Source organism: Litoreibacter halocynthiae (assembly GCF_004365635.1).
Taxonomy (GTDB): Bacteria; Pseudomonadota; Alphaproteobacteria; order Rhodobacterales; family Rhodobacteraceae; genus Litoreibacter; species Litoreibacter halocynthiae.
The window spans coordinates 375,615-395,733 of the sequence record NZ_SOBH01000002.1 but is presented as its reverse complement, the minus strand read 5'-3'; the positions used below and the strand labels follow the sequence as shown (position 1 = coordinate 395,733).

General features: G+C 57.9%; 22 protein-coding genes. 11 read left to right on the top strand and 11 right to left on the bottom strand.

The annotated features are described in order from the left end of the window. Position 1: 1 nt before the first annotated feature. The 4 genes from BDE40_RS09160 to BDE40_RS09145 form a co-directional block, all read right to left on the bottom strand. Positions 2-748, bottom strand: coding sequence for a hypothetical protein (locus BDE40_RS09160; RefSeq protein ID WP_134014273.1), 747 nt, complete (start codon positions 746-748; stop codon positions 2-4). After that, entirely contained in the window at positions 745-1,452 is a 708-nt protein-coding gene (locus BDE40_RS09155; protein ID WP_162848066.1) for a DUF4123 domain-containing protein, read from the bottom strand. Before BDE40_RS09155 ends, BDE40_RS09160 begins: the two co-directional genes overlap by 4 nt. A gap of 119 nt (positions 1,453-1,571) precedes the next feature. Beyond that, the gene (locus BDE40_RS09150; RefSeq protein ID WP_134014271.1) at positions 1,572-2,678 is read right to left on the bottom strand and encodes a class II histone deacetylase; all 1,107 of its coding nucleotides are present in this window, start codon (positions 2,676-2,678) and stop codon (positions 1,572-1,574) included. After that, positions 2,675-2,911 carry a hypothetical protein gene (locus BDE40_RS09145; RefSeq protein WP_073142822.1) on the bottom strand — a complete coding sequence of 79 codons (237 nt, stop codon included), beginning with the start codon at positions 2,909-2,911 and terminating at the stop codon, positions 2,675-2,677. The genes BDE40_RS09150 and BDE40_RS09145 overlap by 4 nt, the downstream gene beginning before the upstream one ends. 131 nt (positions 2,912-3,042) lie before the next feature. On the opposite strand from BDE40_RS09145, the gene BDE40_RS09140 reads away from it, so the two are divergent. The 3 genes from BDE40_RS09140 to BDE40_RS09130 are packed head-to-tail and all read left to right on the top strand — an operon-like array spanning position 3,043 to position 4,477. Next, positions 3,043-3,759 (top strand): M48 family metallopeptidase, encoded by a 717-nt coding sequence (locus BDE40_RS09140; protein ID WP_134014270.1) that lies wholly within the window; start codon positions 3,043-3,045, stop codon positions 3,757-3,759. Next, entirely contained in the window at positions 3,756-4,124 is a 369-nt protein-coding gene (locus tag BDE40_RS09135) for a diacylglycerol kinase (protein WP_246030401.1), read from the top strand. The genes BDE40_RS09140 and BDE40_RS09135 overlap by 4 nt, the downstream gene beginning before the upstream one ends. Further along, positions 4,121-4,477: a YigZ family protein gene (locus tag BDE40_RS09130; RefSeq protein WP_134014726.1), complete on the top strand. Its 357-nt coding sequence runs from the start codon at positions 4,121-4,123 to the stop codon at positions 4,475-4,477. The genes BDE40_RS09135 and BDE40_RS09130 overlap by 4 nt, the downstream gene beginning before the upstream one ends. Before the next feature lie 126 nt (positions 4,478-4,603). On the opposite strand, the gene BDE40_RS09125 is transcribed toward BDE40_RS09130, so the two are convergent. Both BDE40_RS09125 and BDE40_RS09120 read right to left on the bottom strand, forming a co-directional pair. Further along, positions 4,604-4,894: a hypothetical protein gene (locus BDE40_RS09125; protein WP_134014269.1), complete on the bottom strand. Its 291-nt coding sequence runs from the start codon at positions 4,892-4,894 to the stop codon at positions 4,604-4,606. Positions 4,895-5,018: 124 nt separating this feature from the next. Beyond that, positions 5,019-5,258 carry a CDGSH iron-sulfur domain-containing protein gene (locus BDE40_RS09120; RefSeq protein WP_134014268.1) on the bottom strand — a complete coding sequence of 80 codons (240 nt, stop codon included), beginning with the start codon at positions 5,256-5,258 and terminating at the stop codon, positions 5,019-5,021. A 395-nt stretch (positions 5,259-5,653) separates the two neighbouring features. Between BDE40_RS09120 and BDE40_RS09115 the strand changes: the two genes are divergently transcribed. Next, positions 5,654-6,550, top strand: a complete 897-nt coding sequence (locus BDE40_RS09115) for a PDDEXK family nuclease (protein ID WP_134014267.1) — start codon at positions 5,654-5,656, stop codon at positions 6,548-6,550. A gap of 81 nt (positions 6,551-6,631) precedes the next feature. On the opposite strand, the gene rimO is transcribed toward BDE40_RS09115, so the two are convergent. After that, a complete protein-coding gene (gene rimO, locus BDE40_RS09110; RefSeq protein WP_134014266.1) occupies positions 6,632-8,020 on the bottom strand; it encodes a 30S ribosomal protein S12 methylthiotransferase RimO in 1,389 nt (462 codons plus the stop codon). 98 nt (positions 8,021-8,118) lie between these two features. Here rimO and BDE40_RS09105 point away from each other — a divergent pair, with 98 nt between their 5' ends. Beyond that, complete coding sequence (locus BDE40_RS09105) at positions 8,119-9,720, top strand: pentapeptide repeat-containing protein (protein WP_134014265.1); 1,602 nt, start codon at positions 8,119-8,121, stop codon at positions 9,718-9,720. 64 nt (positions 9,721-9,784) lie between these two features. Beyond that, a complete protein-coding gene (locus tag BDE40_RS09100; protein WP_134014264.1) occupies positions 9,785-11,785 on the top strand; it encodes an AsmA family protein in 2,001 nt (666 codons plus the stop codon). A gap of 9 nt (positions 11,786-11,794) precedes the next feature. Here BDE40_RS09100 and BDE40_RS09095 read toward each other — a convergent pair whose 3' ends face one another. Together BDE40_RS09095 and BDE40_RS09090 are read right to left on the bottom strand one after the other, a co-directional pair. Further along, complete coding sequence (locus BDE40_RS09095) at positions 11,795-12,541, bottom strand: hypothetical protein (RefSeq protein ID WP_134014263.1); 747 nt, start codon at positions 12,539-12,541, stop codon at positions 11,795-11,797. A 120-nt stretch (positions 12,542-12,661) separates the two neighbouring features. Further along, positions 12,662-13,228: a GcrA family cell cycle regulator gene (locus BDE40_RS09090; protein WP_073142837.1), complete on the bottom strand. Its 567-nt coding sequence runs from the start codon at positions 13,226-13,228 to the stop codon at positions 12,662-12,664. Between the two features lie 329 nt (positions 13,229-13,557). Here BDE40_RS09090 and BDE40_RS09085 point away from each other — a divergent pair, with 329 nt between their 5' ends. From BDE40_RS09085 to BDE40_RS09065, 5 genes are all read left to right on the top strand, one after another. Continuing rightward, complete coding sequence (locus BDE40_RS09085) at positions 13,558-14,316, top strand: Stf0 family sulfotransferase (RefSeq protein ID WP_134014262.1); 759 nt, start codon at positions 13,558-13,560, stop codon at positions 14,314-14,316. Positions 14,317-14,614: 298 nt separating this feature from the next. Next, positions 14,615-15,793 (top strand): aspartate aminotransferase family protein, encoded by a 1,179-nt coding sequence (locus tag BDE40_RS09080; RefSeq protein WP_134014261.1) that lies wholly within the window; start codon positions 14,615-14,617, stop codon positions 15,791-15,793. After that, positions 15,790-16,695 (top strand): ornithine carbamoyltransferase, encoded by a 906-nt coding sequence (gene argF, locus BDE40_RS09075; RefSeq protein WP_134014260.1) that lies wholly within the window; start codon positions 15,790-15,792, stop codon positions 16,693-16,695. The genes BDE40_RS09080 and argF overlap by 4 nt, the downstream gene beginning before the upstream one ends. 79 nt (positions 16,696-16,774) lie before the next feature. Then, the gene (locus BDE40_RS09070; RefSeq protein ID WP_134014259.1) at positions 16,775-17,893 is read left to right on the top strand and encodes a histidine kinase dimerization/phosphoacceptor domain -containing protein; all 1,119 of its coding nucleotides are present in this window, start codon (positions 16,775-16,777) and stop codon (positions 17,891-17,893) included. A gap of 194 nt (positions 17,894-18,087) precedes the next feature. Beyond that, positions 18,088-18,597: a fasciclin domain-containing protein gene (locus BDE40_RS09065; protein ID WP_134014258.1), complete on the top strand. Its 510-nt coding sequence runs from the start codon at positions 18,088-18,090 to the stop codon at positions 18,595-18,597. 66 nt (positions 18,598-18,663) lie between these two features. Here the strand turns inward: BDE40_RS09065 and BDE40_RS09060 are convergent, their stop codons facing one another. After that, positions 18,664-19,152: a PaaI family thioesterase gene (locus tag BDE40_RS09060; protein ID WP_134014257.1), complete on the bottom strand. Its 489-nt coding sequence runs from the start codon at positions 19,150-19,152 to the stop codon at positions 18,664-18,666. Positions 19,153-19,225: 73 nt separating this feature from the next. After that, positions 19,226-20,089: a methylenetetrahydrofolate reductase [NAD(P)H] gene (gene metF / locus BDE40_RS09055; protein WP_134014256.1), complete on the bottom strand. Its 864-nt coding sequence runs from the start codon at positions 20,087-20,089 to the stop codon at positions 19,226-19,228. Between the last annotated feature and the right edge of the window lie 30 nt (positions 20,090-20,119).

Below are 20,119 nucleotides of genomic sequence, written 5' to 3'. Positions count from 1 at the left end.
GTCAGGTCTCCTCTTTCGGTCGCATTTTTATCATGCGTTTTTGGGCGTAGGCTTTTAGAGAACGGGCGCGTTCGTTTGCATTGTTGGGGGCTTGGGCGGTCACATCACGGACCCAAGGAAACAACGGGTCATTGGCGAAACCTGTGCCGAGCCAGAGCGCCAGCGACAAGCAGACACTGCGGCCAAGTGCCGTTTCGATGCCGAGCGCCTGCGCTCCTTGCACGGCGGCGTCGACAAGTGCCGCTTCGGGAAAGCGGTCCCGCTCGGTCGGGGTGAAATCATAGGCGGCGTAGAACGCGTCAAACACCAGTCGCGGGGTGAGCTGGTCATCGATGGTGTGTTCCATCGCCTCGTTAAAGCGAGACAAGGCCACATGTGCCTGTGCAAGCCCGACGCCGATAAACCGCTCCGCTACGGGTCGAAACAGCCGATGTGCGGTCTCGATGCGCTCGTTGGCGACGTGACTTTGATCGCTCAGGGCGCGTGTGAGCGCGGAGTAGCGCGGGTCGCGGTCGAAATCCGTGCCGATGAAATACATCAGGAAATGGACGTATTCGATGTGCTCCACAAACCCCAGATTGCGGGTGTCACAGAACGCGATGCCTTTACGAACGAATGCCCTGCAATTGTCATCGCCCAAAGCCCGAAAGCGCGCGGAATCCAGTTCCATAAGATAGGCTAGAATGCGTTTATAGAGATTGTCGAAACGCAGATCAGCCACGGAGGGGGCGGAAATTACGAAGCTCATGATGTCGGGGCCTCTGGTCCTGCGTTGACCCAGCTTTTTATCAGCATGTCGCCATCGGGTGTCGATTGCCGCGCGTAGACGGCCATGGTGGGGTGATAAAGACGTTGCTGGCCTTTAAGATCAACGGTCGCCGCCACAGTTTGCAGCGCCGTCCCTTCCCAAAAGCGGAAGAAGAACCACTTTCCCGTGTCGTCCTGAACACGAAGGATTTTGCGAAAGTGTTTGCGTATCTCCTCACAGCTTGCACGTGCGCGCAGGAAGCATCCGGGGCTTTTATCCCAAAGCTGCCAAGGGGCGCGGCCAGCGGTAAATAGATTGCGCGCAAAGCGATTGTCGGCTTCAAGTTGCACAATCCACGGAGCCACATGGCTGAGTTCATCGAAAGCGTCGCCCTTAAACAGGCAATGATGCTCCAATCCGGACGTTTGTAGAAGTTCCGGCAGATTGGTCACCTTGGCCGCGTCCAAGATCGCAAAGGTGTTTAGTGGCGGCGCGTCTTTCGCTGCGGTGTCCGTTGCGGGTTGTCCGAAGAGTTCCTTCGCTATCGGGTCGGGTGCTGTTTTCGGGGGGTCGGCTGCAAACTGGGCATCAAGCGGTTTGAATGGCTCCAGAGGAGCAATCTGCAATCCAGCCGATGGGTCTGGGAGTGCTGGGTTTTCCGAAGCGAGATCGGCGCTTACAACGCCCACCGGAATGTTGTCCAAAGAATTTGACTGCAATACGCCAACCTACTGTAAAAAATTTAGTGCGATCTGTACTTACCAATTTGCTCAGCATGGCACAGAGAATTAAGAGGCGCAATCATTTGAAATTAAGGCGGGTTTTACCGGTAGGCTGCCTCCAGATCGGCGATGAATTCGCTGTGCATCCTGCGAAGGCGCTCGGAGGGTTGGCGCAGATCCAACGTCTCGCCCAAAGGATCGGTGGCCGTGATGGTGCTTCCGGAAAGTTGCTGCAAGACGTGGTGGCCACAAAACGGGACATAGACTTCGGAATAGCCGCCTTCATGGACCAGCACCAAACGGTCCTCGCACAGGTCGGACGCGGCTTCCATGACCATCTCGGTCATTGCGCGGAAGGTTTCTGCCGTTGCCATCATCCGTGACAATGGGTCAATGGCCGCGGCGTCATAGCCGCAGGCAACAATAATGACGTCTGGCTGGTATTCGGTAAGGGCTGGCAGGACGAGGCGTTCCATTGCCTCCATGTAAAGCGCGTGGCCGCCGCCGGGTGGCAGCGGGATGTTGATGTTGTAGCCATCGCCAGCGCCCACGCCGCGATCTTCCGCGTCGCCGGTGTCCATAGGGTAGTTGCGTTCCTGATGCATGGATATCGTCAGCACATCGTCGCGGTCATAGAAAATGGCTTCGGTTCCGTTGCCGTGATGGACGTCCCAATCAATGACCGCAACACGGTCGGTCAGGCGATGTTCCAATGCGGCCTCGACGGCGATGGCGATATTGGCGAGCAGGCAGAACCCGTTGGGGAAATCAGGCAGGCAGTGGTGCCCCGGTGGCCGCGATAGCGCATAGGCGTTGGTCATGTCGCCTTGCAGAACCGAGAACAACGCGCTTTTGGCGAGGCCAGCGGACAGTGTTGCAAGCTCGTATCCGCCTTGGGCGAACGGGGTGCGCAGCCCCATGGAGCCGCCCCCTGTGTCGGACTTCTCCTTGAACTTGCGCAAAAACGCTTCGGGGTGGACACGCACAAGATCGTCCCACGACACTTCTGGGGCAGAGTGGGGATGGAGGTCATTGATCAACCCCGTGACATCAAGCAGGTTCTTCAACCGCCTCTTGGTTTCCGGACTTTCGGGCAGGCCGCCTGCGGCCAGTGGTTGCACCAAGCCGCCAATTGGTACGGTGAACGCGAAGTCGCCACCCGCATGCCAAAAGCACTTCTCGTCCCAGAAGAACCCTGTTTTGCTCATGGCTTTCCTTCCAAGCGGTAGCTACCCTCGGGCAAATCAAGTGCTGCGGCCAGATCGCGGATTTGTTGCAACGAGAAGGTGATTTTTTGAACCCGGTCGGTGTGGGGGTCGAGTTGCTCTACCGTGATGCAGTCATCAAAGGCGTTGATCGAAACGTCACCTTGTAAATGCGTCTCTCCCTCGTCGATGAGAGTGATCAAGGTGGCGTCGAACTCGTGCTCGATGGTGAACATTTGGCCTCCGGCAGCGTTTGGTCTGATGTCACCGTAGGGCTGGACGGCGCAAAATTGCAAATGATCATCTGCGGGCTTGGCGGGCGGGTGTTGCGAGGCTACATTCTAAAAAAACCAGAAGAGGCTCATCGATGCGTTTAGTGTTTTCTTTCATAGCTGCTGCGGCGCTGGGGGCGTGTACTGTTGAGACGGCAGAGACACCGGCCTCCAAACCGGCACCGGCCCCGACAACGACGACCAAGGCGGGCTCGCCGCCCAAAGTTTCTTCGCGCACGGCGGTTGCGAACTTCAAAGCCGTTGTCCGTCAGGTCGAACCCGTGGCCGAACGGGAGTGCCGTGCAAGAGCCCCCGATCTGAACTGCGATTTCAAAATCGTAGTAGATGAGCGGACCAATCAACCGCCTAACGCGTTCCAAACGCTGGATAAATCCGGCCGCCCAATTTTGGGATTCACCATCGCGCTGATTGCCGATGCGCGGAACCGTGACGAAGTGGCTTTTGTGATGGGCCATGAAGCGGCGCACCACATTTCCAAGCACCTTGCCAAGCAACAGCAAACGGCGATTGGCGGGGCAATTATCGGTGGGATTATCGCCGCCTCGGTTGGCCTCGATGTGAATGCGGGCCAGCAACTGGGCGGCACCGTGGGCGCGCGGGCCTACTCGAAGAACAACGAGTTGGAGGCTGACGCCTTGGGCACGGTGATCGCCAAGCGGGCAGGGTACAACCCTGTGCGTGGGGCCGAATTCTTTACCCGTATCCCTGATCCGGGCGACCGGTTCCTTGGGACGCATCCGCCCAACGCCAGCCGCATCGAGACGGTGCGCAAGGTGAATTCCCAGCTTTGAGCGGCTTTGTCCTGCGCGAGTGGCGGCGGTTGATGAACCGCTGCCTCTGGTCGTGGGAAGGCGTCGTTGCGATCTGGCGGGAGGAGCCGAGTTTTCGGTTCTGGTTTGTCTTGAATATCTGCTCCGTAGGGCTGGCATTCTGGTTACCACTAAGTACCGAGGGGCGGGCGCTGATTGTGGCGCTTGGCCTTGTTTTACTGGCTGCGGAGGCGTTGAACACGGGCGTCGAGGCGGCGGTGGACCGGTCCGGTATGGAGTATGACGCCTTGGGCAAATACGCCAAGGACGCGGCGAGCGCTGGTGTTGCCTTGGTGGCGATCGCGGCGGGGCTGGCGTGGGTAATCCTGATCTACGGGTTGCTGTGATCCAGCTTGAAAATATCCTGACAGATCGTGGCTCCAAATACGCCGTGTCGGGTGGTTCTGTGGCCACGCGAGAGGACGCTGCGGCGTTTGTTAAGGGACTGAAGCGGAACAAGAAATACGCCAAGGCCACGCATAATACGTGGGCGGTGATCCTGCCTGACGGCACGCCTGTGAAGAACGATGATGGCGAGGCGGGGGCGGGGATGGTGATCCTGCGGATGCTGGAGCGCGAGGAACTTGTGGGCGAGGTCGTGGTGGTCACGCGCTGGTTTGGCGGGGTCAAACTGGGCGGGGACCGGTTCCGGCGGGTGCAGGATTGTGTGCGGATGTATCTAGACGCGCGAAAGGGTTAACGCGCCGCGCGAGGGGTCGGCAAAACGTCTGCGAAGTGTCGGCTTTTTGTCGGGCAGGGTTTCGGCGCGGGGGCATTTGTTAAGGTTTGTCGTGGGGGTGTGGCGGGGTGAACCCCGCCCTACCTTCTATGCGCGCCAGTCGGCGACGACGTCATAGCTGTGGACCGTGGGCTGCTCCACCAGAAACTCCGAGAACGCGCCCCAGAGCGCTTTGATCTTCTCGGCGGTCTCGGGTGCGGTTTCCGCGTTCTCCGTGGTGGAGATCACATAGCCGGTTCCGTCTTCGTCATTGGAGACATTCAGAAAGCTTTGCTGGCCTTCCAGCGCCATGATCTTGTCCTTGAGGGCATTCATGACCTTGGTCGCGGCGGCCTGAGAGCCGGGCTTCATTTTGTACGGGGTAATACGTGCATACATGGTGTCTTCCTTTGTCATGCAAATGAACATTAGAGACGTATGCCCCGCGAGCATGAAGGCGCGGGACACGAGAATATAGCACAAATTAGCGGATTTGTGGCGTGAGTTCAGCCGAGCGTCTGTTCTACATCTTGTTGTGGGTGCCGTCGCAGGTGACAGGGGCGGCGGAATGTTTGCAGCCGCAGAAGAAGATTTTCTTGTTTTCCGTGGCCTCGAATTTCACCGGAGTGAACTCGGAGCCTTTGTGCGAGCCGTCACAAAACGGCTGCTTGGCGGACTGGCCGCAGGCGCACCAGAAGTAGGATTTGCCAGCCTCGACTTCGACGGGGAAGGGGGCTTTTTGGGCGATGGTTGGGGGCGGCATGTGGGGTGGCTCCTTTGTGGTGAGGTGGGATGGTGGGTTGAAACCCACCCTACGGGGTTGGGAGCGGAAAGGAAGTGTTTGGTCGTGACATCAAGGGGAGCGCTTCGACCGAGGGGGTGGAGGCCGTCTTGCAAACGGTCCGGTGGACCGTTTGAGGCCGGCACGCGCGGCAGCGCAGGGGGTGCTTTGATCTGGATGCTACATTGAGGGGAGCGCTTGGACCTCGGGGCGGGTGCTTTAGCGCCCTCCCCATGGGGGAGGTCCGGGCGCTGCCTTTGCTTGGCAAAGGCGTGGTTCGATTTTGAGCTACGTAATTTTTTGGCTTCACATTCTGATTGAACTGCCTACGATTGAACCTCATTTCGCGGATTTATTCACATCGGAGCACCAACTAAATGTTCGTATCCAGTCAGTTAGTGCTCAATGAGCAAATTTTGTCACCAGCTCCCTACACCCGAGAACTTATGTTGCAGGCTTTTTTAATCGAAAATGTATCGCTGTTGCGCCTGAACGATGCTGAGTATTCGGAACCAAATGTTTTGACAGAGGAGCTGGCGCTTAAAGGTGCTGGGAGATCCAAAGATGGAGATGGGCGAATAGACGTTCTTGTGAGTTATGAGCCAGGAACGTACGGCGTCGTTGAGCTAAAGAATGGCCCGATTAATGAAAGCCATGTCGATCAACTCACAAGGTATTTAGAGGCTCAAACTGAACTCAATTATTATATCGAAGAGCTTGATGGTACTAGTATAAATGATTTTTCATTAGTCGGCGTGTTGGTGGGGACGGATATTACATCGGGACTCAGAAACCGAGTTGAAGACGGGGCGACGATTTCTGTGAATGGTCAAATGATCCCACTAGCTGCAATTGCAGTTCGTAGGTTTCGCAGTAAAAATAATGATGTCCTTATTTCTATTGACACTTTTTTTAAGACACCGTCGGGTCGATACTATACAAAATATGAATTCAACGACAAAGTTTATGCAAAGGGTCGATTGGCATTAGCTATTGTTAGAGAAATTGCTTTAAAAAACTCTGTACACGACTCTGATGCACTGGATCACATATTGGGGCGTGAAACCCATAAAAATGGGATGTTTGATAACCTTGAAATTGCGCGCTCTATAGCCAACGCAGATCGCAAGCGTCATTTTATTGCGGAAGACGAGGCAATCAGTTTAGGCAATGGTGAAAGAATTGCAGTTAGTAATCAATGGGGGCTGGACAACCTGCAACCACTTTTGAAATTGGCAGAAAAACGTGGAATGACGATTAAAGTGGTTCGCTGATAGGTTTGGGGGGAGTAGTTGAGGCAGTTCAGGTTTAACGCGCGGGGCTCCACTAGCATCTGACTGAATTGATATCTCGGATCATTTTAGAGACGCCATCCTCCCCCACAAATCATACTCCCCAGCCTCATCAACCAACACCTCAACCATATCCCCCGCCTCCAACCCCTTAAACCCTTCGTCAATAAACAGGTTCCCGTCGATCTCTGGCGCGTCGGATGTCGTGCGGCAGGTGGCGGCGTCCTCGTCGACCTCGTCCACGATCACTTGGAGGGTGGTGCCGACTTTGGCGGCCAGCTTGGCCTCGGATATCGCTTGGGCTTTCTCCATGAAGCGGTCCCAGCGGTCTTGTTTGACCTCGGGCGCGACGTGATCGGGCAGGGCGTTGGAGCGGGCGCCGTCGACGTTTTCGTATTGGAAGCAGCCGACGCGGTCCAGTTGCGCCTCGTCCAGCCAGTCGAGGAGGGTTTGGAACTCGGCCTCCGTCTCGCCGGGGTAGCCGACGATGAAGGTGGAGCGCAGCGTGATGTCGGGGCAGTCGGTGCGCCATGCGCGGATTTCATCGAGAGTGCGGGACGCGGCGGCGGGGCGGGCCATGCGTTTGAGCGTATCGGGATGGGCGTGCTGGAACGGGATGTCGAGATAGGGGAGGATCGCGTTCGCGGGATCGGCCATCAGCGGGATCAGCTCGCGGACATGGGGGTAGGGGTAGACGTAGTGCAGCCGGACCCAGAGGTCGTTTTGGGGTGCTAGCTGGCCCAGCTCGCGGGCGAGGTTGAGGATGGGGGCCTTGGAGGGGCGGTCCTTCCAGTCGGTGCCATAGGCGGAGGTGTCCTGGGAGATGACGAGGAGTTCCTTGACGCCGGCCTCTACCAGCTTTTCGGCCTCGCGGATCACCGCCTTTTGCGGGCGGGAAGCGAGGCGGCCGCGCATGTCGGGGATGATGCAGAACTTGCACTTGTGGTTACAACCCTCGGAGATCTTGAGGTAGCTGTAGTGGCGCGGCGTGAGGGTGACGCCGGTGGCGGGCAGCAGGTCGATGAAAGGATCGGGGCTGGGCGGCACGGCCTTGTGGACGGCGTCGAGGACCTGCTCGTATTGATGCGGGCCGGTGACGGCGAGGATAGCGGGGTGGTGCTCGCGGATGTAGTCGGGCTCGGCACCTAGGCAGCCGGTGACGATGACTTTGCCGTTTTCCTTGAGGGCCTCGCCGATGGCGTCTAGGGATTCCGCCTTGGCTGAATCGAGGAAGCCGCAGGTGTTGACGATCACGGCCTCCGCGCCCGCGTAGTCGGGGGAGATGGCGTAGCCTTCGGCGCGGAGCCTTGTGAGAATGCGTTCGCTATCCACCAGCGCCTTGGGGCAGCCGAGGGAGACCATGCCGATTTTCGGCTGGTTGTCGCGGGAGGGCTCGCGCAGCTGTAGCTTCGGTGCAAGGTCGGGGCGGAGGTTTGGGGGGTTCTGGGCCATGAGGGGGCGTATACGATGGACTGGGGGTGGGGGGAAGTGGGGTTGAGGTTTGAGGTATCGGGCGTATCGTGGGCGGGAATTTGACGGAGTTATTTGAAATGAAGAAGCCGAAGCTCGCTAACGCAAATCCATGGTATGTTTTGAATACACTTTATGGGGAGCAAGAAGGGCATACCGGTTGGGATATTCGAAGGCAAAATCAAAACCGTGAGGTGTGGAACTTATGGAGATGCCAACACCTTTCTGAAAAAGAGCGGGAGCGCCTGCGGACGGGCGGAGCGGAAGTGCCTACTCGCGAAGACTGGGACGCTAAGGCAGGTGATATAGCACGGTTGCACAAGCAGGTCATGGAAGAGCGGAACGAAGGAGGTTTCGTCTATCCTGGTCTTCCTGACCCTACCAAAAGCGTAGATCTATCTGGGATCACATTTCTTAAAAAAGTGTCATTTGAGAAGGCGATATTTAATGTGGCTGTGTCATTTGACAATTCCATTTTCATAGGTATCGCAAGCTTTTATCGTACGAAATTTAACGCAGTCGCTAATTTCGCTTTAGCCGAATTCAAGGCGAAGGCCGATTTTGGTTTAGCGGTATTTGACGCGCATGCCCAATTTATGTGCGTCAAATTTGGCGATACCTCAAGCTTCAGCTCAACGTGTTTCGGTGCAGATTCTAGCTTTAATGAAATAAATTTTAATGGAAAGGCAAGCTTCGAATCTTCAAAATTTGTTGGCTATGCAAATTTTAGTGAGTCGAATTTCATCTCTATCGCAGTGTTTGATAGAGCTGCATTTATCGCTAATTCAGCTTTCAATTATACCAAATTTTCTGATGAGGTGAGCTTCAATTCTGCGGCATTTCAGAATTTCGCAACTTTTGTGGCTGCGAATTTTTCGAAGGACGTTGATTTTATGTCAGCCAGTTTCGAACGAAATGTCGACTTTAGTTCAGCCCAGTTTGAGCGAAGGATATCGTTGAAGTCAGCCACGTTCTTGGGAAGGGCTTCTTTTTCCGAAGTGACGTTCGGCTCTGATGAGTGGGGGCGTTTATGTGTACTTGATCTAACTGACGTGCAGTTCGACAAGCCTGCGAGTTTTAGTAAGTCCTTGTTTTTATACCGCTATCCAATTTTTACGGGTGCGATCATCGATGACAAGACCGTATTTTCAACAGAGGAAGAAAACTGGCCAAGTAAGATTGATCGGGACGCCCGTGTAGGTCGTAGCAGTTGCGCATATTTACGGCATCATTTTGGAAAGCAAGGTCTTCCAGAGGACGAATTGTTTTTCTTCAAGCGGGAGATGGAGTTTGCTGGACAGATTGGGAATTGGGCTGATAGCGCTCCGTATCGGTTTTACGGTTGGGCGTCCGATTATGGTTCGTCGATTGTGAAGCCGTGTTATGCGTTGCTGGCAATCTGGCTGGTGCCTGCGTTGATCTATCTTGGTGCCTTCATGCGAGCGGAAGCACATGGTGGGCGTGATTACGGTCCAATGGAGGCGATTGGCTTTTCGTTTTCTAACATCTTCAAGTTCTTCGGCCTCCAAGGTGTCTATTTCGACGACACACTAGAGTCGTTCGAGAAAATGGGTGCGCTTGGTTCGGTTCTCGAAACACTCGCCGCCACGCAAACCGTCCTTGGCTTCACCGCCCTTTTCTTCCTCGGCCTTGGCCTGCGTCAGAGATTCCGCTTGCGCTAAACCGTTGTAGCCCGCCCCGCGACGTCTTACGCTGCGCCAAAAGCCCATAAGAGGAGCAGGCCCCATGCGTTGGATTATCCGGATTGCGGTTACGTTGATCACCCTTGTGGTGCTCGCCGTGGCGGGGTTGTTCCTGATCCCCACGAACAAGATCGCGCGGTTTGCGGAAGGGCAGTTCGAGAAGAACACGGGGCGCGCGCTCAGCATTGCGGGGGATGTGTCGCCGCAGATATTTCCGCGCTTGGGCGTGAAGCTGGAGGACGTGGCGATCTCCAATGCCGACTGGTCGGGCAAGGGGCCGATGCTGGAAGCCGCGTCGATGGAGATGGGCGTGGGGTTCTCGGCCCTTTTGGGCGGCGACATTGTGGTGGAAGCGTTCGACATCCAGTCACCGGTGATCCGGCTGGAGAAGCACAAGGACGGGCGGGCCAACTGGGACTTTGTGGCCGAGTTGGGCGGCGGGGAGGATGACGGCGGCGGCTCGGCCGACGTGTCGCTGCCTTTGGCGCAGATCACCAATGGCTCGGTCGAGTTTGTGGACGCCGGGGCGGGGCAGTCCTATGTGCTGACCGCCTTGGACGCGACGGTGAAGCTGCTGGATTTGAAAGGCGCGGGACGCGTCGAGATGTCGGGCCTGTATAAGGGCCAGTCGGTCAAGCTTGCGGGCGTGGTGAATGGCGTGCAGCAACTGCTGGATGGCGGCGTGCAGGGCGTGGACCTGACGGCCAGCGCGGGTGGGAATACCGTGACCTTCAAGGGCAATGCAGGGCTGGACCCCGTGCAGGCGAAGGGGGCCATGACGGGATCAGTAGTCGACCAGACCACGTTGTTTGCGCTGATGGATCAGGTGGCACCGCGTATTCCCAAAGGCTTGGGGCAAAAGGTCAAGGTGTCGGGAGAGCTGACGCTGACCGCGGACAATCAGGTTTTCTTGCGCGGGGCGACGATTGATCTGGACCAGAACCGTTTGACGGGGGCGCTGGATGTGGCGCTGAAAGACACGCCCTATGTGACCGCGCGGCTGCAGGGCGACAGTCTGGATTTCTCGGCGATGAGCACGGATACCACGGAAGGTGACGGTGCCGCCAACGCGGGCGCGGGCGGCTGGTCTGACGCGCGGCTCGACGTGTCGGGGCTGTCCGGCGTGAACGGGGAGTTTTCGCTGAAGGCGAACGCGATTGATCTGGGCTCCATCCAGTTGGCGCGCACGGATCTGAGCGGCTCGCTGGACCGCGCGCGACTGGTGCTGGATCTGGCCAATGTCGGCGTTTTTGACGGCGGCGTGTCGGGGCAGTTCGTGGTGAACGGGCGCGGCGGACTGTCGGTGGGCGGCGATCTGAAAGCGTCCAGCGTGGCCATGCAACGCTTGCTGAACGATTTTGCGGGGTTTGACCGCCTTGTGGGTGACGCGTCGATGTCGCTGCAATTTCTTGGCGTCGGCGGCACCATGAACGAGATTATGAACGGGTTGAAAGGCTCTGGCCGTCTGGATGTGGGCAGCGGGGAATTGCTGGGGCTGGATATTGCGGGGATGATCAAGAACCTTGATGCGTCCTACCAAGGGGAAGGCTCGAAGACAGTGTTTGACGACATCACCGCCAGCTTCACGATCGAGGGCGGGGTGCTGAGCAACTCGGACCTGAATTTTGCCGCTGAACTGCTGACTGCGACGGGCAACGGGGTTGTTGATCTTGGCGGACAGACGATCAAATACCGGCTGGCCCCTGTGGCCTTGGCGGGGCGGCTGAAAGACGGCATCCGCGTACCTGTGATCATTGAAGGGCCGTGGAGCAATATCCGGTTCCGGCCTGACCTGAAGGCGTTGATCGACACCGAGCTTGAGGCGGAAAAGGAGAAGCTGAAGGCGCAGGCCAAAGCGAAAGAGGACGAGTTGCGGGCCAAGGCGAAGGCCAGAGAGGCCGAGTTGAAAGCGAAGGCCGCGGCGAAGCTGGAGGACGAGCTGGGTGTGGTGCGCAAGGACGGGCAGAGCGTTGAAGATGCACTGAAGGAAGGCCTTGAGAACAAGGCCAAAGACGCGCTGCGGGGCTTGCTGGGCGGGAACTAGCGCGGCAGGTTAGCGCTTTGCGTTGGTGGTCGAGGTGGCGAAGACCTTGTATTCCCCAAGCACCATATAGCCCCTTGGCGGCACCCACGCTTTGGGTGGTCCGTATTTTGCGGCCCCGATAAACGCCGTCTCGCGCGGGCCCATGGAGGCGGGTTTGGTCTTGCTGAGGCCGGCCCAAGGTTGCGGGCCGACAAAGGCCGGCGTGGCGTCGGATTTGACGGTCGGGGTGAACAGCTCGTCAATAGATTTGGCGCCGTCCTTGATATAGGCGTCGTAGAAGAATGTTTGCCGGATACCCGTGTCGGGATTGGGGGTCGGCATCATCGAGACCCGCCCGACGATCAGCACGCCGCCATGCTTTTTGATGCCGTCGACAATGTCGCGGGACATGTCCTGAATGGCTTCCCAGAACCGGTTGTCCAGCGAAGCGAGATACATGCGCGAGGTGGCGATCAGGGCGACCTCGGCCAGACCTGACTTCGCACCTTGGCCAATCCCTGCACGACGCTGAACGGCGGGGCGTGTCGCGGCGCTACTGGGCCTTGAGAACGGGCTTTTCATGTTGGCGATATTTTTGTTGGCTCGTTTGCCGCGCGGCATCGTCTCGAACTTCTTGTCGGAGCTTTTTCCGGTCGGGCCGTTGGGGCAGGTATCCTGCTCGCTGAAAAACTTGATGTCTTCACCCGGAACATAGGCCGATGACGTGGGGTTTTGCAGCATCGAATAATGGATGCCGCCTTCTACTTTCCATTTCAAAGAAACGCGCTCGTTGCCCATAGTGCACCTGAAAATTCATTAAACAATATAGCACGAAAAAAGCGCCATAGCATTCAGGCTATGACGCTTGATCTTTTTTGGCAAGGTTGCCTGTGAAGATTACCGGCGGCGGTCGCGACGTGCGGACATTGGCTGGAACGCCACGCCGACATGGGCCTCGCAATAGGGTTTGCCTTGCTGCGCGGGCAGGCCGCAGAACCAGAAATCCTCGGTCGCGGGGTCGCCTACGGGCCATTTGCAGGTCCGCTCGGTCAGCTCCATGACGGAGAGGCGTTTGGCCTTCTTCTCGACCTCGCGCACGGAGGCCAGTGCCTCGGGACTGATTTCGTTGGCGGACGGCTGTGGCGGCAGGGGCTGGCCTGCGGTCACGACCAGTTTCGGGCGGCCTAGGGGGCGGTTGACCGGTGCGGCGGGTTTCGCCTCGGCTTCGGCAGCGGCCTTGGGTTTCTCGGCCGGTTTGGGCTTGGCTGCGGGCTTTGCCTTGGGTGTGGCGGCAGCTTTGGCCGGGCTTGCGCCGCCAGAGCGGTTCGACAGGCCCAGACGGTGCACCTTGCCGATCACCGCGTTGCGGGTCACGCCGCCCAATTCCTTGGCGATCTGCGAGGCGGATTTCCCCTCGCCCCACATTTTCTTCAACACTTCGACGCGATCATCGGTCCATGACATGCGGTGTAGCCTCTTCAAACGACAAGCCGCCCCGAGATGCTGCGAGGGCGGCTTATTCTTTTCCAGTTGCCCCTAATTTAGAGGCCAATGCGTCGGGATACAAGTTTGGATCAGTCCGCGTCTTGCGGGGGCGGTGCGAAAGGTCGCGGCGCGCGACCTTCGCGACATGCCAGAAGGGGGTTGAACGGCCGTTGAGGGCGTCAGATGATTTTAGCCCTCACGCTCACGACAGAGTAAGAATGGGGGCTTCGTGTTTCACGCTGCAAATGACGGCTTTGAGCCCAAACCAGCAATGGGAATTTTCGGCAACTTCGTATAATTCATCGCCTATGAAGCAGTTTGAATCCTATGTTATTTGTACTAGTCCCCGAAGTGGCAGCACGTTGCTGTGTCGGCTTTTGAGCGAAGTCGGGAACGCTGGTTTGCCTGATTCCCATTTTCATGAACCAACTCTTAACGAATGGCTGAGCGAGTATGGGTTTGGTATCAGCGAGTTCAATACTCGAAGGGAAGCTCTAAGTGCTATATTTCGTGCCGCGCTTGAATACGGAAAGGGCAAGAGCAACGTCTTTGGTTTGCGTTTGCAGCGTCATAGCTTTGACTTTTTCATTGAGCAGTTGAGAGTGCTGTATCCGTCGCTGCTGGATGACAAATCTCGCATCGAAGCGGCGTTTGGAAACACGTTATTTATCCACCTTACCCGAGAAAACAAGCTGGATCAGGCCGTATCTTACGTAAGGGCGCAGCAATCAGGGCTGTGGCACTTGGCACCCGATGGAACGGAGATTGAGCGCCTCTCGGAACCGCAAGAGCCAACCTATGATCCGACGGCTATCGAGGCACAGCTACGGTTGTCAGAGCAAATGGATAAAGACTGGCAGTCTTGGTTTGTAAGCGGAGGCATCAATCCGATCCGCATCACGTATGACGAATTGTCTGCCGAACCATATAGGACGCTTGGAGGGCTGCTAAAAGAGCTTGGTCTGGAACAGGACCCGAGAGCCGAGGTCACGCCGCCAACAGCAAAGCTAGCGGATGCGACAAACCGAGAATGGGCTGAAAGGTTTCGGTCAGAAGGGCGTTCGTGAACCGCTGAGGTCAACGGCAACAAAGTCCCGCAAAGCTGACCTCAATAAGCTGTGTGTCGAAAATCCGGCAAGAGTTGCGTCTGGTGACGCGCAAGATAATTGCTGGACAGCAAAGCGGCTGCGCCTTAGACGCACTCCCATGATTAAGACCGCATATATCACCACTCTGCGACGCCGACGCTAATCTAGCGTCCGATCATCTGTGCGCATGGCGCACCTCCTATCCCTTCATTCAAATTGACTTGCTCCGGAACATCCTCAATATCTGGATTTCCTCTGCGTAAAGGATACCCACGCGATGATACCTGCCGTACTGCCGACCTATTCACGGGCGAAAATGAGCTTTGAGACCGGCGAAGGAAGCTGGCTGATAGATCGTGACGGCACCCGATATCTGGACATGGCCGCTGGCATTGCGGTGACCGGCCTTGGCCATGCGCACCCGACCTTGGTGAAAGTGGTGCAGGATCAGGCGGCGAAGCTGTGGCATACGTCGAACCTGTATCACATCCCGCATCAGGAAGAACTGGCCGACAAGCTGCGGGAGGCGACCTTTGCGGACACCATGTTCTTCACCAACTCGGGCGCGGAGGCGATGGAGTGCGCGATCAAGATGGCGCGCAAATACTGGTATGACAAAGGCCAGCCGGAGCGGGTGAATATCATCACCTTTACGGGGTCGTTCCACGGGCGGACCTTGGCGACGATCTCGGCGGCGGGGTCGGAGAAGCTAACCAAAGGGTTTGGGCCACTTTTGCCGGGGTTCATCAACCTTGAGGCTGGCGACCATGACGCGCTGCAAGAGGCGTTGGACGACACGATCGCGGCGGTGATTGTGGAGCCGGTGCAGGGCGAGGGCGGGATTATCCCGCTGCCGGATGCCTGCCTGAAAGGCCTGCGCGACATGTGCGACAGCACCGGCGCGTTGCTGATTTTCGATGAGATACAATGCGGTATGGGCCGGACCGGCAAGCTGTTTGCGCATGAATGGTCGGGCATCAGCCCTGACATTATGGCGGTGGCCAAGGGCATCGGCAACGGCTTCCCGCTGGGCGCGTGTCTGGCGACCGAGGAGGCGGCGAGTGGGATGACGGCGGGTACTCACGGCTCGACCTATGGGGGCAATCCACTGGCCTGTGCTGTGGGCTGTGCGGTGATGGATATCGTTGCAGACCATGATTTTCTGGCCGAGGTGTCGCGGAAATCCGGTCTGTTGCGGCAAAGCCTTGAGGGGCTGGTGGCGTCTCACCCGACGATTTTCGAGCTGGTGCGTGGCGCGGGCCTGATGATCGGCGTCAAGTGTGTGGTGCCGAATACGGATGTGGTGGCTGCTGGATATGAGCAGCACCTGTTGACCGTGCCGGGTGGCGACAACGTGATCCGGCTGTTGCCTGCGATGACTATCTCTGACGACGAAATCAAGGAAGCCGTGGCGCGTCTGGATCGGGCGGCGACCGCCTTGGAGGGTGCCGCGTGAAGCATTTTCTGGACATCCACAAAACCGACCCTGCCGACCTGCGGCATATCATCGACACTGCGTTGACTGTGAAGAAATCCCGTGCGGGCCGCCCGAAGGGGGCTTTGGACGACGATCTGCCGCTGAAGGACCACATGGTCGCGCTGATCTTCGAGAAGCCCTCGACACGGACGCGGGTGTCGTTCGATGTGGGCGTGCGGCAGATGGGGGGGCAGACGATGGTTCTGTCCGGCTCCGACATGCAGCTGGGCCATGGCGAGACGATCGCCGACACCGCCCGCGTGCTGTCGCGCTATGTCGACCTGATCATGATGCGGACCTTCGAGGAGGACACGCTGCTGGAGATGGCGGAATATGCCACCGTTCCGGTGATCAACGGGCTGACGGATCGCACCCACCCGTGCCAGATCATGGCCGATATCCTGACCTTTGAGGAGCTTAACGGGCCGATCAAAGGCAAGAAAGTTGTGTGGGCGGGTGACGGGAACAACGTGTTTGCCAGCTTCGCCCACGCGGCCAAGCAGTTCGAGTTCGATCTGGTGTTCTCCGGCCCGCCACCCCTGGATCCGGAGGCGTCCTTGGATGGTTTGTATTCCATTGAACGCAACCCGCAGACCGCAGTGGAAGGCGCGGATTTGGTTGTGACGGACACATGGGTGTCCATGCACGACCCACAATCGGCGCGGGAGCGGCGGCACAACCAGCTGCGCGGCTATCAGGTCAACAAGACGTTGATGGATCAAGCCAAACCCAACGCGCTGTTCATGCACTGCCTACCTGCGCATCGCGATGATGAGGCGACGTCGGAAGTTATGGACGGCCCGAATTCGGTAATCTTCGACGAGGCCGAGAACCGTTTGCACGCGCAAAAGGCGGTGATGCGGTGGTGTCTGGAGGCGTAATACCCGTCCCATTCCAATTGAAAGTATCGCGGGGGCGGGTTAGCGTAACTTCACCCCGCGACACAGGAAGATTTAACTCATGTTTGCCAGCACGCATCCCGATGAGGCCCGTCGTTTGGCCACCCTTCGCAGCTACGGTCTGTCCGGTACGATCGAGGGGGCGGAATTTGACGATATCGTCAATCTTGTGTCGCAGATTTGCGAGGCTCCGGTATCGTTGATGAGCCTCGTGGAGGTGGACCGCCAGTGGTTTGCGGTAAGCTGCGGAACCGGATTGAGCGAGACCACCCTCGATAAATCGGTGTGTGCCCATACGATCCTTGATGACGGGGTTTTGGAGATTGAGGACACGCTTTTGGACCCGCGTACCGCCGACAACCCGTTGTGCCATGACGGGACCGGTATGCGATTTTATGCGGGCGTGCCACTTGTTGCCCCCAACGGACTGCCCATCGGGGCGCTTTGTGTGCTTGATACAAAGCCCCGCAAGCTGACGTCGTTGCAACGCGAAACCCTGCGCGTGTTGGGTGGTCAAGTGATGGCGCAGCTTGAATTGCAGCGCAATGTGGCCCTTGGTGAGGTGTTGCGCAGCGAGATGGATCACCGCGTCAAAAACTCCCTGACCATGGTCGGATCGCTTGTCCGGATGTATCGCCGGACGGCGCAAACCCCTGAAGCGGAGGCCGCGTTTGACGCGGTGGAGCGACGCCTGTCGGCCATCGCCAGCCTGCACCGTGAGTTGCACAGCACATCGCAGGAGGAGCGCGTAAGCTTGAAAAGCTTCCTTGGTCGCGTTCTGGCCTATCTTCAGGTCGAGGCCCCTGCGCATGTTTCCCTGATCCTTGAGGCAGATGAGGGCAGCGTCGATTCCACCCAAGCATCGGCAATCGGGGCGATCGTGTCGGAATTTGTGGCAAACGCCTTAAAGTACGCGTTTCCCAATAACGAGGACGGCGAGGTGAAAGTCATCATCAAGATGGATGCAGACGGCTTCTTGGAAATGCTGTGCACCGACAACGGTGTGGGGCTAAACCAGCCCAAGATAGAAAGCACGTCTGCGGATGCTTTGGGCGCCAAACTGATCGCGGCATCAGCAGAGCAGATCAACGTGGAGCTTGAAACGAACCTGACATCTGACGGCTGCTATCTGAAGTTGTCACGGCGCCCAGAAACGGCTGAGGTTGCTGCCGCGGTTTAAAGTGCGTCTTGGCCATCAGGTGGAGGGTGATTGCGCAAGTGATCAGACATATCGGCGAAGATGTGATGCGCGACCCTGCCTAACGCTTTGGTCACGAAACTTAACAGGGCCGTGATCCGGTGATCCCAAACGGTAACCCTGCGTAACCCTAAGCACATGCCAAGAGCATGGGTGCAAATGGGGAAACATGAACAATGAAAAATATCTTCAAGACGTTGACTGTCGTGTCGGTGATGGCAGCCGGTAGTGCATCTGCCGAGAATATTGTCGAGATCGCTGCGGGCGACGAGCGGTTCTCGACACTGGTCGCGGCTGTTGGTGCCGCAGGGTTGGCCGAAACCTTGTCCGGCCCCGGTCCGTTTACTGTTTTTGCCCCAGTGAACGACGCATTCGCTGCGCTGCCGGCGGGCACGGTGGAGACGTTGCTCAAGCCCGAGAACAAAGGTCAGCTAACGGACGTGCTGCTTTACCATGTTGATGACCGCAATCTGACGGCAGAAAAAATCCCGGCTGGCTCCAACTATTTCAAGCCCGTTTTGGCGTCTCAACGTCTGTGTATTACCAAGAGTTCGAGCGGTGTTTCTATTGCCGATGGAACTGGTGAGTCCGCCAATGTGGTGATTGCCAACATCAAGGCCGACAATGGCGTGATCCACGTGATCGACAAGGTGTTGTTGCCGGGTAAACGCCCTGCCTGCCACTGATCTCATCCGTGAAAAGATGCCGCCATTGGATGTTCCTATGGCGGCATCGTGTATGCTGGTTTTACCCTATTTGGGCGTCATGATGATGCAGGTTGTGGAGCCCGTGGCGTAGAGCTTACCGTCTTCCACGCCAAAGATTTTTCCTGTGGCGACGCCTGTGGAGCGGCCCGCGTGCTCGACCGTGCCGACGCAATCCACCATCATGCCCGACGGGATGGGGCGGATGATATTTACCTTATATTCCAATGTCGTATAAACCGACCCCTTCGCAACACGGGTCATCACCGCGCAGGCCATGGCGCTGTCCAAAAGGGTGCCGTACCAGCCGCCGTGAATGGTGCCGGTGGGGTTCATCTGCTCAAAGCCGGGTGCGCCGCGAAAGATCACCTCGTCAGGTTTCACGCTGTGGAGTTGGTAGTTCAGCCCTTTGGCGATCGGGGCCAGTGGCAGCTCGCCGGCGAGGATTTTCTGCATGAACTCCAGCCCCGACATCGACAATGTCGTCTCGCGGGTTGGCAACTGCTCCGGGTTATCTGGCAGAAATTGGTCGGGCATAGGGCGGGCCTGTCTTCTAGGGGACGTCGAGGGAGACGGTAGGAGACAGGCCCGAGAGGTGCAACCGGCAGCGTTACGCCACTTGCGCTAAAGCCAATTTCTGGGTCACGCCAAGGGCCGCGCAGATGTCGCGGGTCAGCTCGGGGCGGTTCAGTGTGTAGAAGTGCAGATCGTTCACGCCGCCATCGACGAGGTCGGAGCACAACTCGGTCACCACGGATTGCGCCAGCAGGTCGTGGCGGTCGTCGCGGATGGCGGTGGCGAAGGCCTCTTCCAGCCATGCGGGCACATGGGTGCCGCAGCGCTTTGCGAAGTTGCTGGCGCGGGTCCAGTCCTCAATCGGGAAGATGCCGGGCAAGATCGGCTTGTCGATGCCAGCTTTTACGCAGGCGTCGCGGAAGCGGAAGAAGGTGTCCGCCTCGAAGAAAAACTGGGTGATCGCCGCATCCGCGCCCGCATCGAACTTGCGCTTCAGGTAGGCTATGTTGGCCTCCATGGAGCCCGCCTCGGGGTGGCTGTCGGGGTAGGCACCGACGCGGATCGTGGCGTCGGTCTCGGTTTTCAGCGCCTCGATCAACTCGATGGAGGAGGCGAAGCCGTCCTTGGTGGCCGTGAAGTCCTGACCCTTGGGTGCGTCGCCGCGCAGGGCGACGATGTCGGTCACGCCGGACTTGATGTAGTCGCGGGCGATGGCGAGGGTTTCTTCGCGGGTGGCGTCCACGCAGGTCAGATGCGCCGCGACGCGTAGGTCGGTTGTTTTATGCAGGGCCGTGACGGCCTCGTGGGTCAGCTCGCGGGTGGTGCCGCCAGCGCCGTAGGTGACGGACACGAAGGTCGGGTCCAGCGGGGCAAGCGTCTGGATGGTGTCCCACAGGCGGAAGCTGGCTTCGACGGATTTAGGTGGGAAGAATTCGAACGAGACGTTTGGGCGGGTCATGACGGGTATCCTATTGGGGTTGATGCCTTG

Excerpts from the sequence above, each read along its gene's own strand:
- BDE40_RS09090 (WP_073142837.1), bottom strand. The coding sequence starts at position 13,228 with ATGTCATGGACCGATGATCGCGTCGAAGTGTTGAAGAAAATGTGGGGC.
- BDE40_RS09145 (WP_073142822.1), bottom strand. The coding sequence starts at position 2,911 with ATGTTCACCATCGAGCACGAGTTCGACGCCACCTTGATCACTCTCATC.
- BDE40_RS09140 (WP_134014270.1), top strand. The coding sequence starts at position 3,043 with ATGCGTTTAGTGTTTTCTTTCATAGCTGCTGCGGCGCTGGGGGCGTGT.
- BDE40_RS09125 (WP_134014269.1), bottom strand. The coding sequence starts at position 4,894 with ATGTATGCACGTATTACCCCGTACAAAATGAAGCCCGGCTCTCAGGCC.
- BDE40_RS09120 (WP_134014268.1), bottom strand. The coding sequence starts at position 5,258 with ATGCCGCCCCCAACCATCGCCCAAAAAGCCCCCTTCCCCGTCGAAGTC.
- BDE40_RS09150 (WP_134014271.1), bottom strand. The coding sequence starts at position 2,678 with ATGAGCAAAACAGGGTTCTTCTGGGACGAGAAGTGCTTTTGGCATGCG.
- BDE40_RS09080 (WP_134014261.1), top strand. The coding sequence starts at position 14,615 with ATGATACCTGCCGTACTGCCGACCTATTCACGGGCGAAAATGAGCTTT.
- BDE40_RS09100 (WP_134014264.1), top strand. The coding sequence starts at position 9,785 with ATGCGTTGGATTATCCGGATTGCGGTTACGTTGATCACCCTTGTGGTG.
- BDE40_RS09070 (WP_134014259.1), top strand. The coding sequence starts at position 16,775 with ATGTTTGCCAGCACGCATCCCGATGAGGCCCGTCGTTTGGCCACCCTT.
- BDE40_RS09085 (WP_134014262.1), top strand. The coding sequence starts at position 13,558 with ATGAAGCAGTTTGAATCCTATGTTATTTGTACTAGTCCCCGAAGTGGC.
- metF (WP_134014256.1), bottom strand. The coding sequence starts at position 20,089 with ATGACCCGCCCAAACGTCTCGTTCGAATTCTTCCCACCTAAATCCGTC.
- BDE40_RS09160 (WP_134014273.1), bottom strand. The coding sequence starts at position 748 with ATGAGCTTCGTAATTTCCGCCCCCTCCGTGGCTGATCTGCGTTTCGAC.
- BDE40_RS09115 (WP_134014267.1), top strand. The coding sequence starts at position 5,654 with ATGTTCGTATCCAGTCAGTTAGTGCTCAATGAGCAAATTTTGTCACCA.
- BDE40_RS09105 (WP_134014265.1), top strand. The coding sequence starts at position 8,119 with ATGAAGAAGCCGAAGCTCGCTAACGCAAATCCATGGTATGTTTTGAAT.
- BDE40_RS09060 (WP_134014257.1), bottom strand. The coding sequence starts at position 19,152 with ATGCCCGACCAATTTCTGCCAGATAACCCGGAGCAGTTGCCAACCCGC.
- BDE40_RS09065 (WP_134014258.1), top strand. The coding sequence starts at position 18,088 with ATGAAAAATATCTTCAAGACGTTGACTGTCGTGTCGGTGATGGCAGCC.
- rimO (WP_134014266.1), bottom strand. The coding sequence starts at position 8,020 with ATGGCCCAGAACCCCCCAAACCTCCGCCCCGACCTTGCACCGAAGCTA.